Origin of the sequence: Paenibacillus etheri, from assembly GCF_001012825.1 — a bacterium.
Taxonomy (GTDB): domain Bacteria; phylum Bacillota; class Bacilli; order Paenibacillales; family Paenibacillaceae; genus Paenibacillus_AQ; species Paenibacillus_AQ etheri.
On sequence record NZ_LCZJ02000043.1, the window covers coordinates 81,308 to 98,410 of the forward strand.

Here is a 17,103-nt window from a genome sequence, read left to right on the forward strand (position 1 = left end):
TTCCCTTCATTTTGTCGAAAACAACCTCAAGAGCTAAAGATTTGAATACCTAGATGGAATTAGAAGATGCAACGGTTCTAAACATTAGCGGGGGAAGAGATAACTTATGAATGTCTTGATAGATAAAACACTTGCCAGTTTAGGCAAGTCGCTGGCAATCCTTATGAAGAATAAAATAGCGCAGTCCAAATTTGGTCGTGATCTGAAGGAAAAGTGGTTCGAAGATAATTACCATACTAAAACAGTAGAAATATTCACGGCAGCTGTTAACGATGCTAGATATACCTATAACCTTCCTGATGAACTATTTGGTGATTTAATATCTGATAGCGATAATCGGGACGAAGTATTTCGTTGGATCCTTGAAGGTGTCCGACCTGGACATTTTGATAAAAGAAAGCTTAATGTGGAAGTGTACATGGAGGGTAATCAAAGATATCAGGACCTCATCTATCCCTTTTTTGAAACGATACTTAATCGTTTAGAGCATTATAAAGAGACGTATTGGAGTCCGGAGTTTCTGGAGATTCTGAATCAAATTGAGGAACTGAAGACGGTAAATCATATAGGTTTTCAGTCGTTAACGGATATGCAAACTATGATGGCAGTCAAACAGGATAGAATGTATGAATTGATTCAAGATAACTCAGAAAGCACGTATAAATACAAGTATACTCAGGAGTGGTTCGGAGATCGGGTCAGGGAAAATATGAGGAATATTGGGCAAAGATATTCTGAGGATTTAAACCTGGAGCTGAAGGCATCAGAGATCATCGACGCGATGGAATGGAACGAGAAATTCAGATCTAGCATTGTGGAGAAGTGCAACAGTATATCGGCCAGTATTATGTTTAGGTGTTCTGATGAATCCATTGTTGAAAGCTTGAAGCGAATTGAAGAAGTAAAGAAAGAAATTGCATTATCTAAGAATCTTGATGAATGTTTACAAGAACTAGAGAATATCATTTCGCTGTTAAAAAAGCATCTCGACACTAATCCGCATACATTTGGTGCAGGGCTTTTGAGAAAAGAGGTCAGTGACTTCTACACCTCGTATATAGACAGTAACCTTTTCCAAATCGCACGAAATCCTTTTGTACTAATATCCGGAGAGGCTGGCGTTGGTAAATCACACTTCATGGCTGATCAAGTATCTAAGAGACTTTCTGCTGATAAATTAAGCATTTTTTTGTTAGGCCAGTTATTCCATTCTGAGGATACGATCCTGTCACAGATTAGGAAGCAATTAGATATTGCTAGTGATGAAACAATGGAAGATGTATTTAAAGCATTCAATGATTATGGAGCAGAGAAGAATGAGAGGGTCATCATTTTTATCGACGCGCTTAACGAGGGGAGAGGCAAGCGTTATTGGCTGAACTCAATTGGGGGCTTTATCGAAGGGTTAAGGAAATATAGCAACATTGCTTTAGTTATGAGTATAAGGGATACCTATGAAAGTCAAATCATACCCGAAGGATTTTATGAGATTAATAATGTGATTAAGGTTGAGTTTGAGGGCTTTGATAATACGGATCAAGCCATTCTTAAGTTTTTCAATTATTATAAAATACCTATGAATTTAAATGATTATTTAAAATATGAATTTAGAAATCCCTTATTCTTGAAAGTGTACTGTATGTCATATGACAGGAATGCTGCTACAGGCACAGAAAGTATTGAAGGGATCTTCAATAACTATTTCAAAAAGATTAATCAAAATTTACAAGCAAGGATCGAAAATTATCCTAAGCATGGAAATTTGGTTGTCGAAGCTTTAGGCTATTTCATTGACTCTAAGCTTAAGCATAAAGGCGACCAGGTCTATTTCTTTTATGAAGTTGCTGCCAGGGATATTAATCAGGCTATGGTATACCATGGATTAGGTGTAAACTTCTTTGACGAGTTAATCAATGAGAAGATTATTGCAGTCAACAGTATAACTTATCACGGCGAAGAAAAAGAAATAGTCTACATCGCATTTGAATTATTTGAAGAATTTATCACTGCCAAGAAGATCGTTGAAGTAAATAAAGTGGCCACATATACTAGCTCAAATGATTTAGAAAGTTTCTTCTCACATCAAAATCCATACTTTCATTTGTTGTCCGATAAGTTCTCGAATCGAGGCGTATTTCAGTCATTAGCTGTGCAAATTCCAGATGCGGTAGACATTAAATATACGGAACAATTTGAAATGTTCAATTGGCCAAAGCATATATTGAAGTACAGGGAGATTGATTTTGTAACAGTCTTCTATAATAGTCTTACTTGGAGAAAACCTGAGAGAATAAACGGTATAACACATTCATTTATATTAAATAAAACTTTATGCATGAGCTATACGGAGCCTAACAGAATGTACGATTTCTGGGATGTCGTCCTTAAATTTACCGTCGTCAAAAATCATTTCTATAATGCAGATTATTTATATAAGCAATTAATTGTGCTTAAACTTGATGAATTTAACGCTTTTTGGACAGTTTACGTCAGTAAGTTTTTTGATGAGAATGAAAGCTTTAAGAGGATTATGAGTTGGGCCAGTAAGGATCATATAAATCATTCTCAGCTAGATGATGAGTCGATACGATTGTTAGGAATGAATATTACATGGTTTACGGCAAGTACATGTTCTCGTGTAAGGGATGTATCGATAAAAGTAATGGTAGCACTCTTTACTGACCGAATTGATATTCTGTTAGAAATCATCAAGAAGTTTAGAAGAGTAGAAGATGCTTATGTGTTAGAAGCACTTTTTTGTGCTGCCTATGGAAGTGTGCTGAGTACGCGCTGTATGGATCATGTTAAAATTCTGGCTGAATATATTTATGAGGAGTTTTTTGATGGAAAAGAAGTAATTCCTCATGCTATGATTCGAAATTATATGACTGGAATTCTAGGGTTTGCTTTGTATAAGGGACTTTGTGACCATATTCATGTCGATGAGATAAAACCACCTTTTAAGAACCGGTACAGTTACTATGAAGTGACGCAGGACGAAATTAATGCGCTTAGAAAAAAGCCGTCAGATGCCGCTATTGATAGCCTAGATCCACATTATTCTTATCGTAGCCGGGAAGATCTAGATGTAGAGGGAGCTTTTAGCTATCAAAAAAAAATTATAGTTAACTTGGAATCCAGTTATAATAACGTTCCTATTCAACAAAGGGGAAAAATTGATTTTGAACTAACGGAAATCATTGATCAAATATTACCGCAGTACAGGGAGAATTTTGTTCGAATGGTTATCAAGGAAATTTTCAGAATGGGATATAATTTTGTGAAATTTGGAGAGTTTGACTATGACACTAATCATAGTGACAATAACAGCTTAGGACAGAAGTATGAATGGATAGCCCTAAATAAGATTCTCGCCATTTATTTGGATAGCAAGCAATATATTCGCGGAAGATTTTCCAATGATTCGATTGTAAAATTTGAGGGCGTCTGGCAGTTGTTATTTTTTAGAAAAATAGACCCAAGTATAGACTACTTCAGCCCTTTTGACACGCGGAATTATAAGTATAATAAAGATATAGTACTTGAGGAACTATTGAACAATTTCAGTAGATACGCCGAGAAGAAATTAAATCAGATGGAATGGATTTCAGTGAATAGTATTAGATATCATTACAATAATAATTTTTATAGATGTTCTCCCCTACTATTGAATACCAGCGAATTAGAAGCATTTAAATGTTATATACAAGATCTTGATAGGCTGAATGAGAGAGGCTTAGAAGATTTATATGCCAAGGAAATATACTGGTCGGAAGCATATAAGAGCCTACTTAAAGAAAAAATTGATATGGAAGACCATGAATTTAGTCAAAATAAAGTGACTGATATTTATTGTTGGGATATTAATGATGGTGCTATGGACAACTATATTGAGTTTAGTATTTTATCTCCGTTGATGTTTACAGAACTGAAGCTTTCGATCGGTAGCAGTGTCTTTGAACTGCTCGATGAACATGATGAAATTGCAAGCCTACAGTTATATGAGCAAAATTATGAGGACATACTCTTAATTAGGAGAGATTTATTAGTTAGATGGTTAATCCGTTCAGATAAAGTGATCGTGTGGCCATTCTTAAATGGTGAGGATACTAAAATAATCATTTTTGACGGTTTAAAGTTCCATAATGCTTAGATATTACATAAGAATTAACACGTATTCTGTTGTCAAGCAAAAATAAAGGGCTAACCTAAAGGGACATATCAATTGTCGCCTTTTGGGTCAGCCCCTTTTTACGTTCTATTTTCCACTAGGCAATAATTTATTCAATAAGATCGCAGCCAATGAAGCCGCTAGGATAGGTGAGCCCAATAAATATTGCACAAATGAAGGTAAGGAATGTAGGTAGTCGCCAGGAATGAGTACCAAAGCTAACGTGATAATCATAGGTATTGCGATAATATACATTTCTTTTTCGCCAATCGTTACGTTTTTCATCACCTGCACACCATTAATTGCAATGATCCCGCAGACGATAGCGAAGACGCCGCCGATTACAGCGGAAGGAATCGAAGAGATCAGAGCAGCTAATTTACCAGAACAACCGAAGAGGACAAACCATCCTCCTACAGCGAGGAAAACTCGACGGCTGGCAACACCTGTGATGGAAATAATACCAGCATTCGTTGAATAGCCTGTAACAGGTGTTGATCCGAGTGCAGAAGCAATAAGACAGCCAATCCCTTCACCGATAACCCCTTTGTTAATATGTTCGTCTGTTAAAGGCTTATTGATTACGTTGCTGACAGCAAACCAGGTACCTGTTGTTTCAGCTAGCAGTACGAGATAAATAATGACCATGGTGATAATAGCCGAAAAGTTGAACGAGAATCCGAAATCTACAAAAGCGATGCGCGGCATGCTAAACCAGTTCGCTTTGCTGATCGCTGAGAAATCTAACACACCCATCACATTAGCAGAAATACATCCAACTACTAACGCCATCATGACGGAAATAATTCGGAAGATAGACCCTTTGTTACGGAACATAGAACCGAGAATCACGAATAAAAGGAGTGTACCTGCTGAAATAAGGGCTAACAAAACGTTCTGATTGATTGAAGCACCTGAAGCTCCATAGATATTGTCTCTTATAGCAACAGGTAATAAAGAAAGTCCAACGATGAATATGATCGTACCACCTACAATGGGTGGGATAAAGTTCTTAACGATTTTATTGAAAATCCCAACATAGCCCAAAATAATAACTAGAATCGCACCGATTAAGCTGGCACCTAACACGGAACTCCAACCCAGCTCCCCGCCGCCACTAGCGGCATAAATACTGACGATTGCACCAAGTGGAACGTAAGAAGGACCTTGAGCGATCGGAAGCTTCATACAGAAATAAGTCTGTACAATCGTTGCAAGTCCAGCAGCAATAAAGGTAGATTGAATCAACGCGCTTGACTGATTCGGTTGTAAGCCGATTAACATTGCAATCAGGAAAGGAACCACATAAACGTCCATTGCCAATACATGTTGAAAGCCTAGGATGATGGATTTACCGAAGGAGACTTTTTCATCGGGTAGCACGGTTAATAGTTGTGACTTTAATGGCGCTTGATCTTGTACGTTTGCTTGTGTTTCCACTCAGATGCCCACCTTATATTTTCTAGTTTTATCGATCCTTAACGTGAATGAACCTTTTCACCCTGTACCCAGACTTCACGGATATTCTCAGGTCGAGCTAAATACATCATTTTTTGAAATATGTCGTGTAAATCTTCATTCCCATCAAAAATAGGCAATCTAGCCGATGGTAATTTCGTATCAATAATTTGAACATCCCATGTATAGCCTTCTAGTATTCGACCGATAGGTAAGCTTAAACTTTTACCACCGCCAGCAGTAGCAAGATAGAAAGCTTCATCAATCTTAATCCGTGATCCTAGTAATCCACGCTCTTGTGCAGGAAGGGAAGGATTAACGCCATCCTCTAGCATTCTTGAAGACATTACAGCCTGTCTTATGTTATCGAAGAGACTAGGTGAAAAACCTCCGGAAATATCAGACCCTAAACCAATCTCTACTCCTTTGGAGTGGAAATGAGCGATAGGGATGACACTATTGGCAAAATAAGCGTTTGATATCGGACAATGCGCAATAGCCGTTCCTGTCTCTGCAAATAACTCTACATCGTCTTCTTCTAAAAAATTACAATGTGCCATGACAGATTTATCACGGAGCAGACCGAAATCATGCAAGGCAAAAGCATCGTTCTTCTGGAATCGTTCTTGTACATAACCATGTGCCCAATCACTTTCACTACAGTGCGATTGAATATGAGTATCATATTTGGCGGCTAAGTCTCCTAAACCTTGCAAAGCCTCATTTGTACAGCTAGGAATGAACCTAGGTGTCACTACTGGATAAACGCCCTGCTTAGTAGATTTGGCTAGTTCTTTTACCGCAAGTATAAATTCTTCCGTATCTTTAAGTGAGGTGTAGGTGTCAGTGTCGCGATAGTATTCTGGATTTCCTTGAGGATCGTCCATTACCACTTTTCCAACGAGTCCGCGTTGCCCTTTATCCGCACATATTTGGGCTAATAGTAAACTGGCTTCTTTATGCACCGTTGCAAAATAAAGGGCTGTAGTGGTTCCGTTCGCGAGTAAAGTATCAACCATATCATCGTAGACCTTTTTGGAAAAATCCAGGTCCGAAAATTTAGACTCCAGTGGGAAGGTGTACGTATTTAACCAATCATAGAGTGGAATATCTAATGCAGTTCCAGATTGAGCCCACTGCGGGGCGTGAACATGCAAGTCGATAAAGCCAGGCAAAAAATACTGACCTTCAGCTAATCGATGAAAGTTGTCTTGGTCTTGATAAGTATCTAGTAAAGGTTGATAGTCGGGCTCTTCTGGAGAAACGATCTTTTCTATCATTCCATCTGTATTAATGCAGTAGAGGTGGTCTTTTAAAATTTGAATTTCCTTTGGTGATTTGCTTGAAAATGAAGTGCCTAGGAATATTTGCATATATTCAGTCATGATTTCCGCCTTAATGTTCGTCTTTTGATGTTCGTTTGTTATTATAATCCGTAAAAAATGATAAGTCTATACCTAAAGTCGAACGAAGACGAATATTGGGGCTGGCTTATGCTCTAATTAGATCAAAATCTATGAATTTACATACGCTCTTCGGCAATCCCATTCGGAGAGACTTCGAGGATAATATCCTATTTCGCTTGTTATCATCACGTGAAATGTATGCGGTTACTTACTTATGCTATAATACTTATAGATTAATTAGGTTAAGCGCCAAGAAAAATAGGTTAGGAGTGTTACTGAAATGAAAAGATATAATATTATGCGCCCAATTATGCTAATTGTTGTCGCGTTGCTTACGAGAAGCTTAGTTACTAACCTGTGTATTTTGTTTGGTATGCAGGCTGAAGTAGCGAGTAGTATAGGTACGCTTGGCATGGTCATCGCCGGTTTAGTGATGTATAATCGCATGAACATTCGCCGTCGAAAATAACGAATAAATTTCTGGAATCCGATCCATACGGTTGAAGTTATGCCCTAATTCCATTATAGATATCGGTGACTAAGGTAAGACTGGGGAATTTTTCTCGGTCTTATTTTTTTTGTTTTGTACAAAATAGAAAGCATAACCTTATCAAAAATTTCTAATGATATTTAAATACGGCAAACTAAATGCAAAAAAATAAAATTTTGGGAGTGGGAAAATGGTGTTATCCATGGAATGTGATTACTCATCAAAAGTTTATTTAGAAAAACTCAATGCCTATTGGCGTGCGACCAACTATGTTTCCGTAGGTCAACTGTATTTGAAAGATAACCCGTTGTTAAAGGAGCCGATCAAGGATGTAGATTTAAAGATTAAGCCCATCGGACATTGGGGCACTATTCCTGGACAAAACTTTATTTATGCCCATTTGAACCGTGTAATTACTAAATATGATTTGAACATGTTCTATATTGAAGGTCCTGGTCACGGTGGTCAGGTTATGGTTTCCAATTCCTATCTGGATGGTAGTTACACGGAAATTTATCCTGAAATTACGCAAGATACCACAGGTATGAAGAAATTGTTCAAACAATTCTCATTCCCAGGTGGGATTGCTTCACATGCCGCTCCTGAAACACCTGGCTCTATTCATGAGGGCGGCGAATTAGGTTATTCTCTTTCTCATGGTGTCGGTGCCATACTGGATAATCCCGATTTGATATCGGCTGTTGTGATTGGCGATGGCGAGGCTGAAACTGGACCACTAGCTACTTCATGGTTCTCCAACAGATTCATCAACCCAGTTACCGATGGTGCGGTCCTGCCGATCTTGCACATGAACGGATTCAAAATCAGTAACCCAACGATCTTATCTCGTCAATCGAAAGAAGAAATTACCGCCTACTTTAAAGGTATGGGGTGGCAACCATTCTTTATTGAAGGTGAAGATCCTGATCTAATGCATCCAGAAATGGCCAAGGTGCTCGATACTATCGTCGAAAGAATTGAAGAGATTCAAAAAAATGCGCGTGAGAACAATGATCTTACTCGTCCGGTCTGGCCAATGCTGGTCTTCCGCTCTCCTAAGGGTTGGACGGGTCCAGAGCAATGGGAAGGTATACCCATTAAAAATTCGTTCCGTGCCCATCAGGTGCCAATTCCGGTTGACCAAAAAAACATGAAATACGCGCCAGCTTTGCTGGAGTGGCTGAACAGCTATAGACCGGAAGAGTTATTCGACGACAATGGCCGTTTGAAAGCTGAAATTGCCGAGATCCTGCCTTCAGGAGACCGCCGTATGGCAATGAATCCTGTAACTAACGCCGGCAACCTGATTAAAGACCTGCATTTGCCAGATTACCGCAACTTTGCGCTTGATAATTCCGTACCAGGTCAAGTTTTTGCACAAGATATGTCCGTTCTGGGTAAATACCTGAAAGAAGTTATTTCTCTTAACGAAGGAAATCGCAATTTCAGAATTTTCGGACCGGATGAAACAATGTCTAATCGTCTGAGGTCTATCTTTGAAGTAACCAAACGGCAATGGCTGGATCAAATTAAGGAACCAAATGATGAATTCCTCTCATCTTATGGCCGTGTTATCGATTCTCAATTGTCCGAGCATCAGGCAGAAGGTTTTCTTGAAGGGTATGTGTTGACTGGCCGTCATGGTTTCTTTGCAAGTTATGAAGCTTTCTTGCGTGTAGTGGATTCTATGATTACTCAACATTTCAAATGGCTGCGTAAGGCAACGGATCAAAGCTGGCGTGCAGATATCCCATCCTTAAATGTGGTGGCAACTTCAACCGTTTTCCAACAAGACCACAATGGTTACTCTCACCAAGATCCAGGTATTTTAGGTCACTTAGCTGACAAGAAGTCTGAATTTATCCGTGAGTATTTACCTGCGGATGCGAACTCCTTGCTGGCTGTCTTTGATACTGTCTTAAACGACCGTCAAAAAATAAACCTAATCGTTACGTCAAAACAACCGCGACTGCAGTGGTTTAGTGCTGACGAAGCACAAGAATTGGTTGGAAAAGGCCTGAAGATTATTGATTGGGCTAGCACTGATCAAGGTGGAGAGCCGGATGTTGTCATTGCTTCTGCAGGTACAGAACCAACAATCGAAAGCTTGGCAGCAATCTCCATCCTGCATGAGAAACTGCCTGAGCTTAGGATTAGATATATCAACGTGGTGGATTTATTAAAACTTAGAAGTCGAAAACAGGATCCTCGTGGCTTATCTGACGAAGAGTTTGATCAGTTTTTTACAAAAGACAAACCTGTTATCTTCGCTTTCCACGGTTATGAAGGTCTGATAAGAGACTTTTTCTTTGAGCGTCATAACCATAATCTGCATGTACATGGATACCGTGAGAATGGGGACATTACAACTCCATTCGATATGCGTGTATTGAATCAGATGGATCGCTTTAACCTGACGAAGGAGACTATTCTCGTCTTGCCTGATGCGGATGAGCATAAGACCATCTTGGATGAAATGGATGCGATCCTTAAGAAACATCATCAATACATTCGTGAAGAGGGAAATGATTTACCAGAAATAGAGAACTGGGTGTGGAAGCCACTGAAATAAAAGCATGGTGTAACCGATGTAGTGAAGTAAAAGACATCTTAGGGTGTCTTTTACTTTTCATACTAATTTTTACCTTTGACAGAATGAATGCGATTTCATATTATATATGTAACCGGTTACCTAGGTCTCGATAATCATAAAATCTATATACTTGTCGCATCATAAAGAGGAATTATATTTTTTTTAGAATATGTAACCGGTTCCACACACCTCAAGAGGTCTCATCCGTCATTATTTCTCCAAACAAGCACGAAGCAGAAATGCTTATGAAGTCCCCTGGTTTTCGCGAAGAGTACAAAGAAAATCTAATTGTCACAAACGGAAAAGATGGAATTATTTATCGCGAAAATGGAGAAAATAGTTTTTATCAAAGCACGCCAGAGGTTCAAGCAGTAGATACCATGGGTACAGGGTCGGTGCTAAAGGAGGATGCCTTAACAATTCATGAGCTGAGGGTATACAAGGGGGCGATTCTTGAATGCTAAGAAAAGAAGCAAACGCATTAACACCACAGATGTATGCTGAGCTTCGCCGAAAAGTAGATTTTCAAGAATATTCATTAGAAGATGTCGCAAAGGCCTTAGAAAAGACGCTATTTTCAGTTGTTATATTCGATGATCATAAACCAATTGGTATTGGTCGAATTGTCGGTGACGATAGAATTGTGTTTTTCATTAAGGATGTAGTAGTTGATCCTGAATACCAGAAGCAATCCATTGGATATACTATTATGCATTCCTTAATGAATTACATTCAGGAAAAAGCGTGCGAGAACGCATATATAGGTTTAATGGCTACGCCGAATACAGAGAAATTCTACGAGAAATTCGGATTTATTCAACGTCCTAATCAGGATTTTGGCCACGGAATGGTTAAATTTGTAGATAAATCATATAAAATTGATAACCCGATGGAGGATAAATAATATGTTAAAAAGACCAATTATTATTGATACAGATCCTGGGATTGATGACGCAGTAGCTATAGCTATTGCTTTGTATAGTGAAGAACTTGATGTCAAGCTAATCACAACTGTAGCAGGGAATGTAGGCGTAGACAAAGTAACAAACAATGCATTAAAGCTGCTGAAATATTTTAAAAAGGAAGTTCCCGTTGCCATGGGTGCGGCTGCCCCGCTGATTAGAACACCTCAAGATGCGAGTAATGTGCATGGTGTTAGCGGAATGGAAGGTTTTGATTTTGAAGAGCCTACAAATGATCTCCTGCTTGAAGAGAATGCAGTTAATGCCATGTATAAGGTGATTAAAGATAGTGCAACCCCGATTACGCTTGTTCCGATTGGGCCGCTTACGAATATTGCATTATTGTTGAAAATTTATCCCGAAGTAAAAAATAATATTCAAGATATCGTTCTAATGGGGGGATCAGCCTCTAGAGGAAATATGGGCGTAATGTCTGAATTTAATATTCATGTGGATCCAGAAGCTGCAAAAATTGTCTTTGATAGTGGACTTCCAATTGTTATGGCAGGTTTAGACGTTGGCTGGAAAGCGCTTGTATTACCAGAAGACTCTGCTCAATTAGAAAACATGAACGATGTCGGAAAAATGATTCATAGCCTCTTTAAGCGGTACCGGGGCGGCAGTATGAAGACAGGATTGAAAATGTATGATAGCTGTGCTATTGCCTATTTGTTAAAACCAGAAATGTTTGAAACGATTGATACTCACGTGGATATTGAACTGAACGGCAGTATGACAGCAGGAACAACAATCGTTGATTTGAAAGGATATTTAGGTAAACCTAATAATGCTAAAGTATGTCTTGATATCGATCAGCAATTATTTCGAGAATGGTTATTAGATAGCTTGAGAAAGTGCAACTAACGAACTAATACCAACTAAATGGGGGACAGCGCGATGGACATAATCATGTATGGCTCAGCGATTCTGGCGATTGTTATTATTGTATATATGTTAATAAAGCAGATGGATATTAAGATTACACTATTCTTCATTGGTATTGTTCTAATGTTCATTGGAATAGTAATGGGTAATGGAATTAGTGCTAAAGGGTTTGAATCTTCGGGTGCTGTATGGTTAGATCCATTGGTAGCCATAGCAGACCAGTTTAAATCTTCACTCACTTCTGCTGGTTTTATCATTCTTATTCTTGGTGGATATACAGCATACATGTCCTATATTAATGCGAATGATGTGACCGTCAATGTATTAACGAAACCACTGGGTAAAGTTAAATCGGTGTATGTTCTTGTGCCAGTGGTCTTTTTGCTTGGTAATTTGTTGTCTCTTGTTATACCAAGTGCCTCAAACCTGGCTATAATCTTACTTGCAACATTATTCCCTGTCTTGAAAAAAGCTGGAATGACAACGTTATCGGCAGCTGCGATTATTGCTACATCTGCGACCATCGTACCAACGCCAATGGGCGGGGATAACGTGGCAATTGCAACTGAATTAGCACAATATGCTGAGTATGCAGGTTTGACCGTAACAGATTATGTATTCCGTTACCACGCGTTAGTCTCCATCCCTACATTATTAGTAATGGCTGTTGTACATTATTTCTGGCAAAAACGTATGGATAAAAAGATGGGCGTCGACACAGAACACGCAGAAGTTGAACTAAAGGATGTTAAGCTAGTGGAAGGTGGAAAGCTGTTTACAACGGTTTACGCTTTGTTGCCAGTGCTTCCTATCCTGTTCTTGATCGTAGTATTTATACTTCAATCTGCATCTAGTATGACTATTAATATAAGCGTTGAGGTAGTTGCCTTATTATCTTTCGCTATTGCGATTGTTTGTGAATTAATCCGTAAAAGGAATGCAAAGCAAGTGTTAGATGGTACAGAGCATTTCTTTAAAGGCATGGGCAGCGCGGTTCCAATTGTTGTTCTGCTGGTTGCGGCTTCTGTATTCGTTACTGGATTGAAATCAATTGGACTTATTGAATCCTTGGAAACAGCGATGACTGGTATTCACGGTTCCAGCCTTGGATTTATTCTTCCACTCATTCTCGTTGCCTTGACTGCTCTAATCGTTATTTTGAGCGGTAGCGGTACGGCGCTCTTCTATTCGATGATTCCTTTATTGGTTCCTCTTGCTAACGCTGCGGGTATTAACCCGATTGCAGTTACAGTGCCAATGGGTCTTGCAGGTAACCTGTTTAGAGCAGTTTCTCCAGTCGCGGCCGTTGTTCTTATTGTTGCTGGCTCCGTTAAGAAGAATCCGATTGAGATTGTAAAACGCACATCTGTGCCAATGCTTGTGGGTGTAGTCTTTATGTTCATCCTGTCCATGATCGTATTTTTATAACTAGGATATCCGGCGTAGCATAGCTGCTGTTCTGGCTCCATTAAGTATTCAGAAGGGGATGTTCCATAGCCAATTTTCATGGCTATTAGGACATCCCCTTTCGCTATTTCTTAGACTTTTTATCCCTACACTCCCAGAGATTGTGGTAATATATTACAATTAGACGATTACCATATTGGAGGTATGTGAGTGAAGCATAAATGGATGAATTCGCCGTACACCTTTGCTTTAGGGATGTTTGCGATGATGGTTCCCAGTCAGGCTTTTAGTTCTTTTTACTTTTATTTTTATGTGGAGAAATTGGGCTTGGGCATTGGACTTGCTACACTGGCCAGAACAATCTTTCTGATCTGGGATGCGGTGAATAATCCGCTGTTTGGATACTGGTCAGACCGCACAAATACCCGCTATGGTCGGCGTAGACCCTGGGTGTTCGGCTCGATTCCGTTATTTATGCTGGCGTTTGTGCTGGTGTTCTCTCCTCCTGGCGGTTTATCCGAGAATGGACTCTTCACTTGGTTTCTAGTGACGCTTATTTTCTATGAGGCTGTGGCTACGGTCTTGTGGGTGAACTATGGTGCACTGCTTCCGGAGCTCTTCCGTGGAGATCGTATTCGGGCAAAAGCCTCTGCGATTCAGCAAGGGTATCAAGTGGTTGCTCTGTTAATTGGTACGGCTTTAACGCCTATCCTTTTTGCAGCGGTTAACTTCTCTAATATGGCTATTGTGTATGCCTGTGTCTTCGGCGTGTTTATGTTCTTATGTATGATGAATGTCCAAGAGAAGAAAGAGACTACTAAGACCGAACCTTTGAAGCTCATTCCGGCTTTTCGGGAGACGATTCGGAATAGGAAGTTCTGGGTGTTTAATATTTCGAACTCTTTTGCCCAAACGGTTAACGGACTTGTAAGCTCGATGATTCCTTTTTATGCAAAATATGTACTACATATCTCAGAAGCACAGGTGTCTATTATGCTCGCAGCTGTCTTTGTCTCGGTCATTCCGCTAGTGTTTGTGTGGTACTGGATCATTCGTAAGATGGATGGGGTCAAGGCATGGCGGCTATCGCTTATCCTATATGCTTTATCAGTCATTCCGCTATGGTTTGGTTATGATCTCGTAAGTGGTGTGGCCGCTGGCATTGTTGTCGGTTTCGGATTAGCAGGATTTCTAGTAACTCCAGCTATCGTAGGTGGCAAAATTATCGATGAGGATGCGGAGAAGACCGGTCTGAGAAGAGAAGGTATCTATACTGCGGTAAGCGGATTTATCACTCGTTCAAGCGGATTAATCTCGGCGTTGGCCTTTTTTATAGTAGGAATGATCTTTGGTTATAAGGGTGGTGATGACCCAGGGTCTGATCCAGAAGCAACGTTCCGGTATTTAATAAGTGTAGTACCGTTATGTCTACTAGCCATATCTGTTATCATATCTTTTACTATTAAATTTACATTTACGGGGCAATTGAGAGGTGAGGCTGACTATGATCAGAAAATTAATCATCAATTGTGATGATTTTGGGCAAAGCCCTGCCATGAATCAGGCGATTATGCATCTATTAGAAGAGGGAAAAGTATCTTCAGCGACGATAATGGCAGTGGCCCCTGGATTCGAGGAGGCTGCTGCATGGTGCAGCCGTAGGCAGCAACGTAATGTGGGCCTTCATCTGACGATGACTAGTGAGTTTGAGGCTTTACGCTGGAGCAGTCTGACTGGGGATTCTTCTCTACACGACGAGAGCGGGCATCAGTATAAGACGGTAAAAGAGTTCGAGCAAGGGGCACACACGAAAGCTGTATTGAAGGAGATTGTTGCACAGTACGAACGAGTGAGACAAGCTGGAATAACGATTAGTCATGTGGACAATCACATGGGAAGTTTATATGGCATGGAAACGGGACGCAGCTTGCTTCCGCAGACGTTGTGGAGAATTTCGCGCTGGGGATTGCCGTCACGATTTTTTCGATACATCCATCCAGAAGATCCTCTTCTGGGATCGCTGAAAAATATTGAACGTCCAGTTGCACTTGGATCCGGGCTGGCCGATACACTTGGAGTCCCGATTCCTGATTACTTGTTGTCGCATCCTTTTGGTGTGGAGGAGGGTGAGACGTACAATCGTTTCAAACAATCCATTATTGCTAAGCTGTATTCGCTACCTAATGGTGTTAGTGAAACCTATATTCATCCCGGAATCGACGATCCATGGATGCTTGCAAATATACCACATTGGGAGAAGCGAGTCTGGGAATATCGCCTACCCTTTGATGATGATTTTACCTATGCGATTCGTGATGCTAGTGTTGAATTGACGGATTATCGCTATGTACAAAAGCATTTAAAGCGCCCACGGGTAAAATCTGCGGGGAGACTTTTGAAGCGCTTGATAAGTTCATGAGAGAAAATAAAAGACACCTTGTGGGGTGTCTTTTGACTATCCCATTAAACCCTTCAGTCCATTCAAGAATGGGGAAATAGATTTAATCATATTGTAGCCCATTTTCACAACCGGCATGGTTCTTTGGATCATCCCTACGAAGCCCATAATTCTGCCAAATCCTGAAGCGCCTGAACTTGCAGCCTCGGTAGCCCCCGCAGCTCCACCTCCCATTCCGAAGAGTGAGCCGAATAACGGCATGAGTCCTGATACTTTCGCTTTCCGGGAGCGGGAAGAAGAGTGTTTTTTCGATTTTTTGTTTTTATTTTTACGTGGTTTGGAAAGGGTCAATCCATCCTTATCGAGGCCAGTTATCCATCCTACATACGTACGTCCATCATGAAGCGTAACGCACACAGGTCTACCCTTGAGCTGTTCAGCTCGCTTGCGAATTTTTGCTTTGTTTGACATTTGTGGATCACCTCATTGGTCTATTTAATTCTATATTACTCAGATATTCCGGTGTTGCTTGTGCGGGTTCATCATTAATATGAAAAGAAAGTCCAAAAAATTGATGAGGAGAGCTTCTACATAAATATCCATCTCACAGGTTTCTTCTCATAGTCAAAGCAACAGATGCTGATAGATCGAATGAATGACGCTACAGTCCTAGGTATCTCTCGTGATCGCCTTTATAATAGATGTTCTTCCGCTTATAAAATCCGAATACCAATTAATATGGGGGTGGAAGGATGTTATCTGCATGGATTGGGAGTATTACTTTTGCGGGAGCAGCGATTCTTTACATATTACTGTCTTTAGGATTACCTTATGGTGAATTTGCAATGGGTGGGAAACATAGAATCATGCCCTCACAGATGAGAGTTGCGTGTGCGATCTCAGTTGTCATACAGCTGATTGCAATTTTGTACTTACTGCAGGCAGGACATGTGATTTCTATTGGATTACCGTTTGATAGAGGTGTATGTTACTTTTTTTCAGTCTATTTAATTCTCAATACCGTAATGAATATATTATCGAAGAGTAAAAAAGAAAGACTTGTGATGACACCTTTGTCTTTAATCACGGCAATTTGCTTTGGGTTTACTGCCATCATGAGTGGATCTTGAGAGAGTTATCATCAGATAAAGATTCGACGCGTTTAGACTTTATGTATGCGCTTTCTTGGGACGCATCTGTATATGATGTGTTTTTTTGTATGTCTAGAGACTCTTGATCTAATAAAAATACAATGTGACCTAGGTCTTTCTTCACACGTAAATATATTTGACACAGCTTTATATTAATTTTACAATTCTATACTTTTTCGTCA

The 17,103-nt window shown here is 39.8% G+C and carries 13 protein-coding genes; 10 read left to right on the forward strand and 3 right to left on the reverse strand.

What is annotated here, in order from left to right:
* Positions 1 to 106: 106 nt before the first annotated feature.
* The gene (locus UQ64_RS26745) at positions 107 to 4,153 is read left to right on the forward strand and encodes an NACHT domain-containing protein (protein WP_060626512.1); all 4,047 of its coding nucleotides are present in this window, start codon (positions 107 to 109) and stop codon (positions 4,151 to 4,153) included.
* A 105-nt stretch (positions 4,154 to 4,258) separates the two neighbouring features.
* On the opposite strand, the gene UQ64_RS26750 is transcribed toward UQ64_RS26745, so the two are convergent.
* Both UQ64_RS26750 and guaD read right to left on the reverse strand, forming a co-directional pair.
* Complete coding sequence (locus UQ64_RS26750; protein WP_060626513.1) at positions 4,259 to 5,611, reverse strand: uracil-xanthine permease family protein; 1,353 nt, start codon at positions 5,609 to 5,611, stop codon at positions 4,259 to 4,261.
* Between the two features lie 38 nt (positions 5,612 to 5,649).
* Positions 5,650 to 7,014 (reverse strand): guanine deaminase, encoded by a 1,365-nt coding sequence (gene guaD / locus UQ64_RS26755; RefSeq protein ID WP_060626514.1) that lies wholly within the window; start codon positions 7,012 to 7,014, stop codon positions 5,650 to 5,652.
* 319 nt (positions 7,015 to 7,333) lie between these two features.
* Between guaD and UQ64_RS26760 the strand changes: the two genes are divergently transcribed.
* From UQ64_RS26760 to UQ64_RS26795, 8 genes are all read left to right on the forward strand, one after another.
* On the forward strand, positions 7,334 to 7,504 hold the full coding sequence (locus tag UQ64_RS26760; RefSeq protein ID WP_245238264.1) for a hypothetical protein: 171 nt from the start codon (positions 7,334 to 7,336) through the stop codon (positions 7,502 to 7,504).
* A 211-nt stretch (positions 7,505 to 7,715) separates the two neighbouring features.
* Positions 7,716 to 10,097, forward strand: a complete 2,382-nt coding sequence (locus UQ64_RS26765) for a phosphoketolase family protein (protein ID WP_209445889.1) — start codon at positions 7,716 to 7,718, stop codon at positions 10,095 to 10,097.
* 233 nt (positions 10,098 to 10,330) lie between these two features.
* Positions 10,331 to 10,582: a PfkB family carbohydrate kinase gene (locus UQ64_RS26770; protein WP_280818262.1), complete on the forward strand. Its 252-nt coding sequence runs from the start codon at positions 10,331 to 10,333 to the stop codon at positions 10,580 to 10,582.
* Entirely contained in the window at positions 10,576 to 11,022 is a 447-nt protein-coding gene (locus UQ64_RS26775; RefSeq protein WP_060626517.1) for a GNAT family N-acetyltransferase, read from the forward strand. The genes UQ64_RS26770 and UQ64_RS26775 overlap by 7 nt, the downstream gene beginning before the upstream one ends.
* Position 11,023: 1 nt before the next feature.
* Entirely contained in the window at positions 11,024 to 11,944 is a 921-nt protein-coding gene (gene rihC, locus UQ64_RS26780) for a ribonucleoside hydrolase RihC (RefSeq protein ID WP_060626518.1), read from the forward strand.
* A gap of 33 nt (positions 11,945 to 11,977) precedes the next feature.
* Positions 11,978 to 13,393 carry a C4-dicarboxylate transporter DcuC gene (dcuC, locus tag UQ64_RS26785; RefSeq protein ID WP_060626519.1) on the forward strand — a complete coding sequence of 472 codons (1,416 nt, stop codon included), beginning with the start codon at positions 11,978 to 11,980 and terminating at the stop codon, positions 13,391 to 13,393.
* A gap of 189 nt (positions 13,394 to 13,582) precedes the next feature.
* Positions 13,583 to 14,905, forward strand: a complete 1,323-nt coding sequence (locus UQ64_RS26790) for an MFS transporter (RefSeq protein ID WP_060626520.1) — start codon at positions 13,583 to 13,585, stop codon at positions 14,903 to 14,905.
* Positions 14,877 to 15,791 (forward strand): polysaccharide deacetylase family protein, encoded by a 915-nt coding sequence (locus tag UQ64_RS26795; RefSeq protein WP_060626521.1) that lies wholly within the window; start codon positions 14,877 to 14,879, stop codon positions 15,789 to 15,791. Before UQ64_RS26790 ends, UQ64_RS26795 begins: the two co-directional genes overlap by 29 nt.
* Positions 15,792 to 15,827: 36 nt before the next feature.
* Here UQ64_RS26795 and UQ64_RS26800 read toward each other — a convergent pair whose 3' ends face one another.
* Positions 15,828 to 16,241, reverse strand: coding sequence for an LSm family protein (locus tag UQ64_RS26800; protein ID WP_060626522.1), 414 nt, complete (start codon positions 16,239 to 16,241; stop codon positions 15,828 to 15,830).
* Positions 16,242 to 16,522: 281 nt separating this feature from the next.
* Here UQ64_RS26800 and UQ64_RS26805 point away from each other — a divergent pair, with 281 nt between their 5' ends.
* Complete coding sequence (locus UQ64_RS26805) at positions 16,523 to 16,900, forward strand: hypothetical protein (RefSeq protein WP_060626523.1); 378 nt, start codon at positions 16,523 to 16,525, stop codon at positions 16,898 to 16,900.
* Positions 16,901 to 17,103 lie beyond the last annotated feature (203 nt).

Bases quoted from the DNA above. Each gene is read 5' to 3' on its own strand.
- dcuC (WP_060626519.1), top strand. From the start codon at position 11,978: ATGGACATAATCATGTATGGCTCAGCGATTCTGGCGATTGTTATTATT.
- UQ64_RS26795 (WP_060626521.1), top strand. From the start codon at position 14,877: ATGATCAGAAAATTAATCATCAATTGTGATGATTTTGGGCAAAGCCCT.
- UQ64_RS26775 (WP_060626517.1), top strand. From the start codon at position 10,576: ATGCTAAGAAAAGAAGCAAACGCATTAACACCACAGATGTATGCTGAG.
- rihC (WP_060626518.1), top strand. From the start codon at position 11,024: ATGTTAAAAAGACCAATTATTATTGATACAGATCCTGGGATTGATGAC.
- UQ64_RS26760 (WP_245238264.1), top strand. From the start codon at position 7,334: ATGCGCCCAATTATGCTAATTGTTGTCGCGTTGCTTACGAGAAGCTTA.
- UQ64_RS26800 (WP_060626522.1), bottom strand. From the start codon at position 16,241: ATGTCAAACAAAGCAAAAATTCGCAAGCGAGCTGAACAGCTCAAGGGT.
- guaD (WP_060626514.1), bottom strand. From the start codon at position 7,014: ATGACTGAATATATGCAAATATTCCTAGGCACTTCATTTTCAAGCAAA.
- UQ64_RS26765 (WP_209445889.1), top strand. From the start codon at position 7,716: ATGGTGTTATCCATGGAATGTGATTACTCATCAAAAGTTTATTTAGAA.
- UQ64_RS26805 (WP_060626523.1), top strand. From the start codon at position 16,523: ATGTTATCTGCATGGATTGGGAGTATTACTTTTGCGGGAGCAGCGATT.
- UQ64_RS26745 (WP_060626512.1), top strand. From the start codon at position 107: ATGAATGTCTTGATAGATAAAACACTTGCCAGTTTAGGCAAGTCGCTG.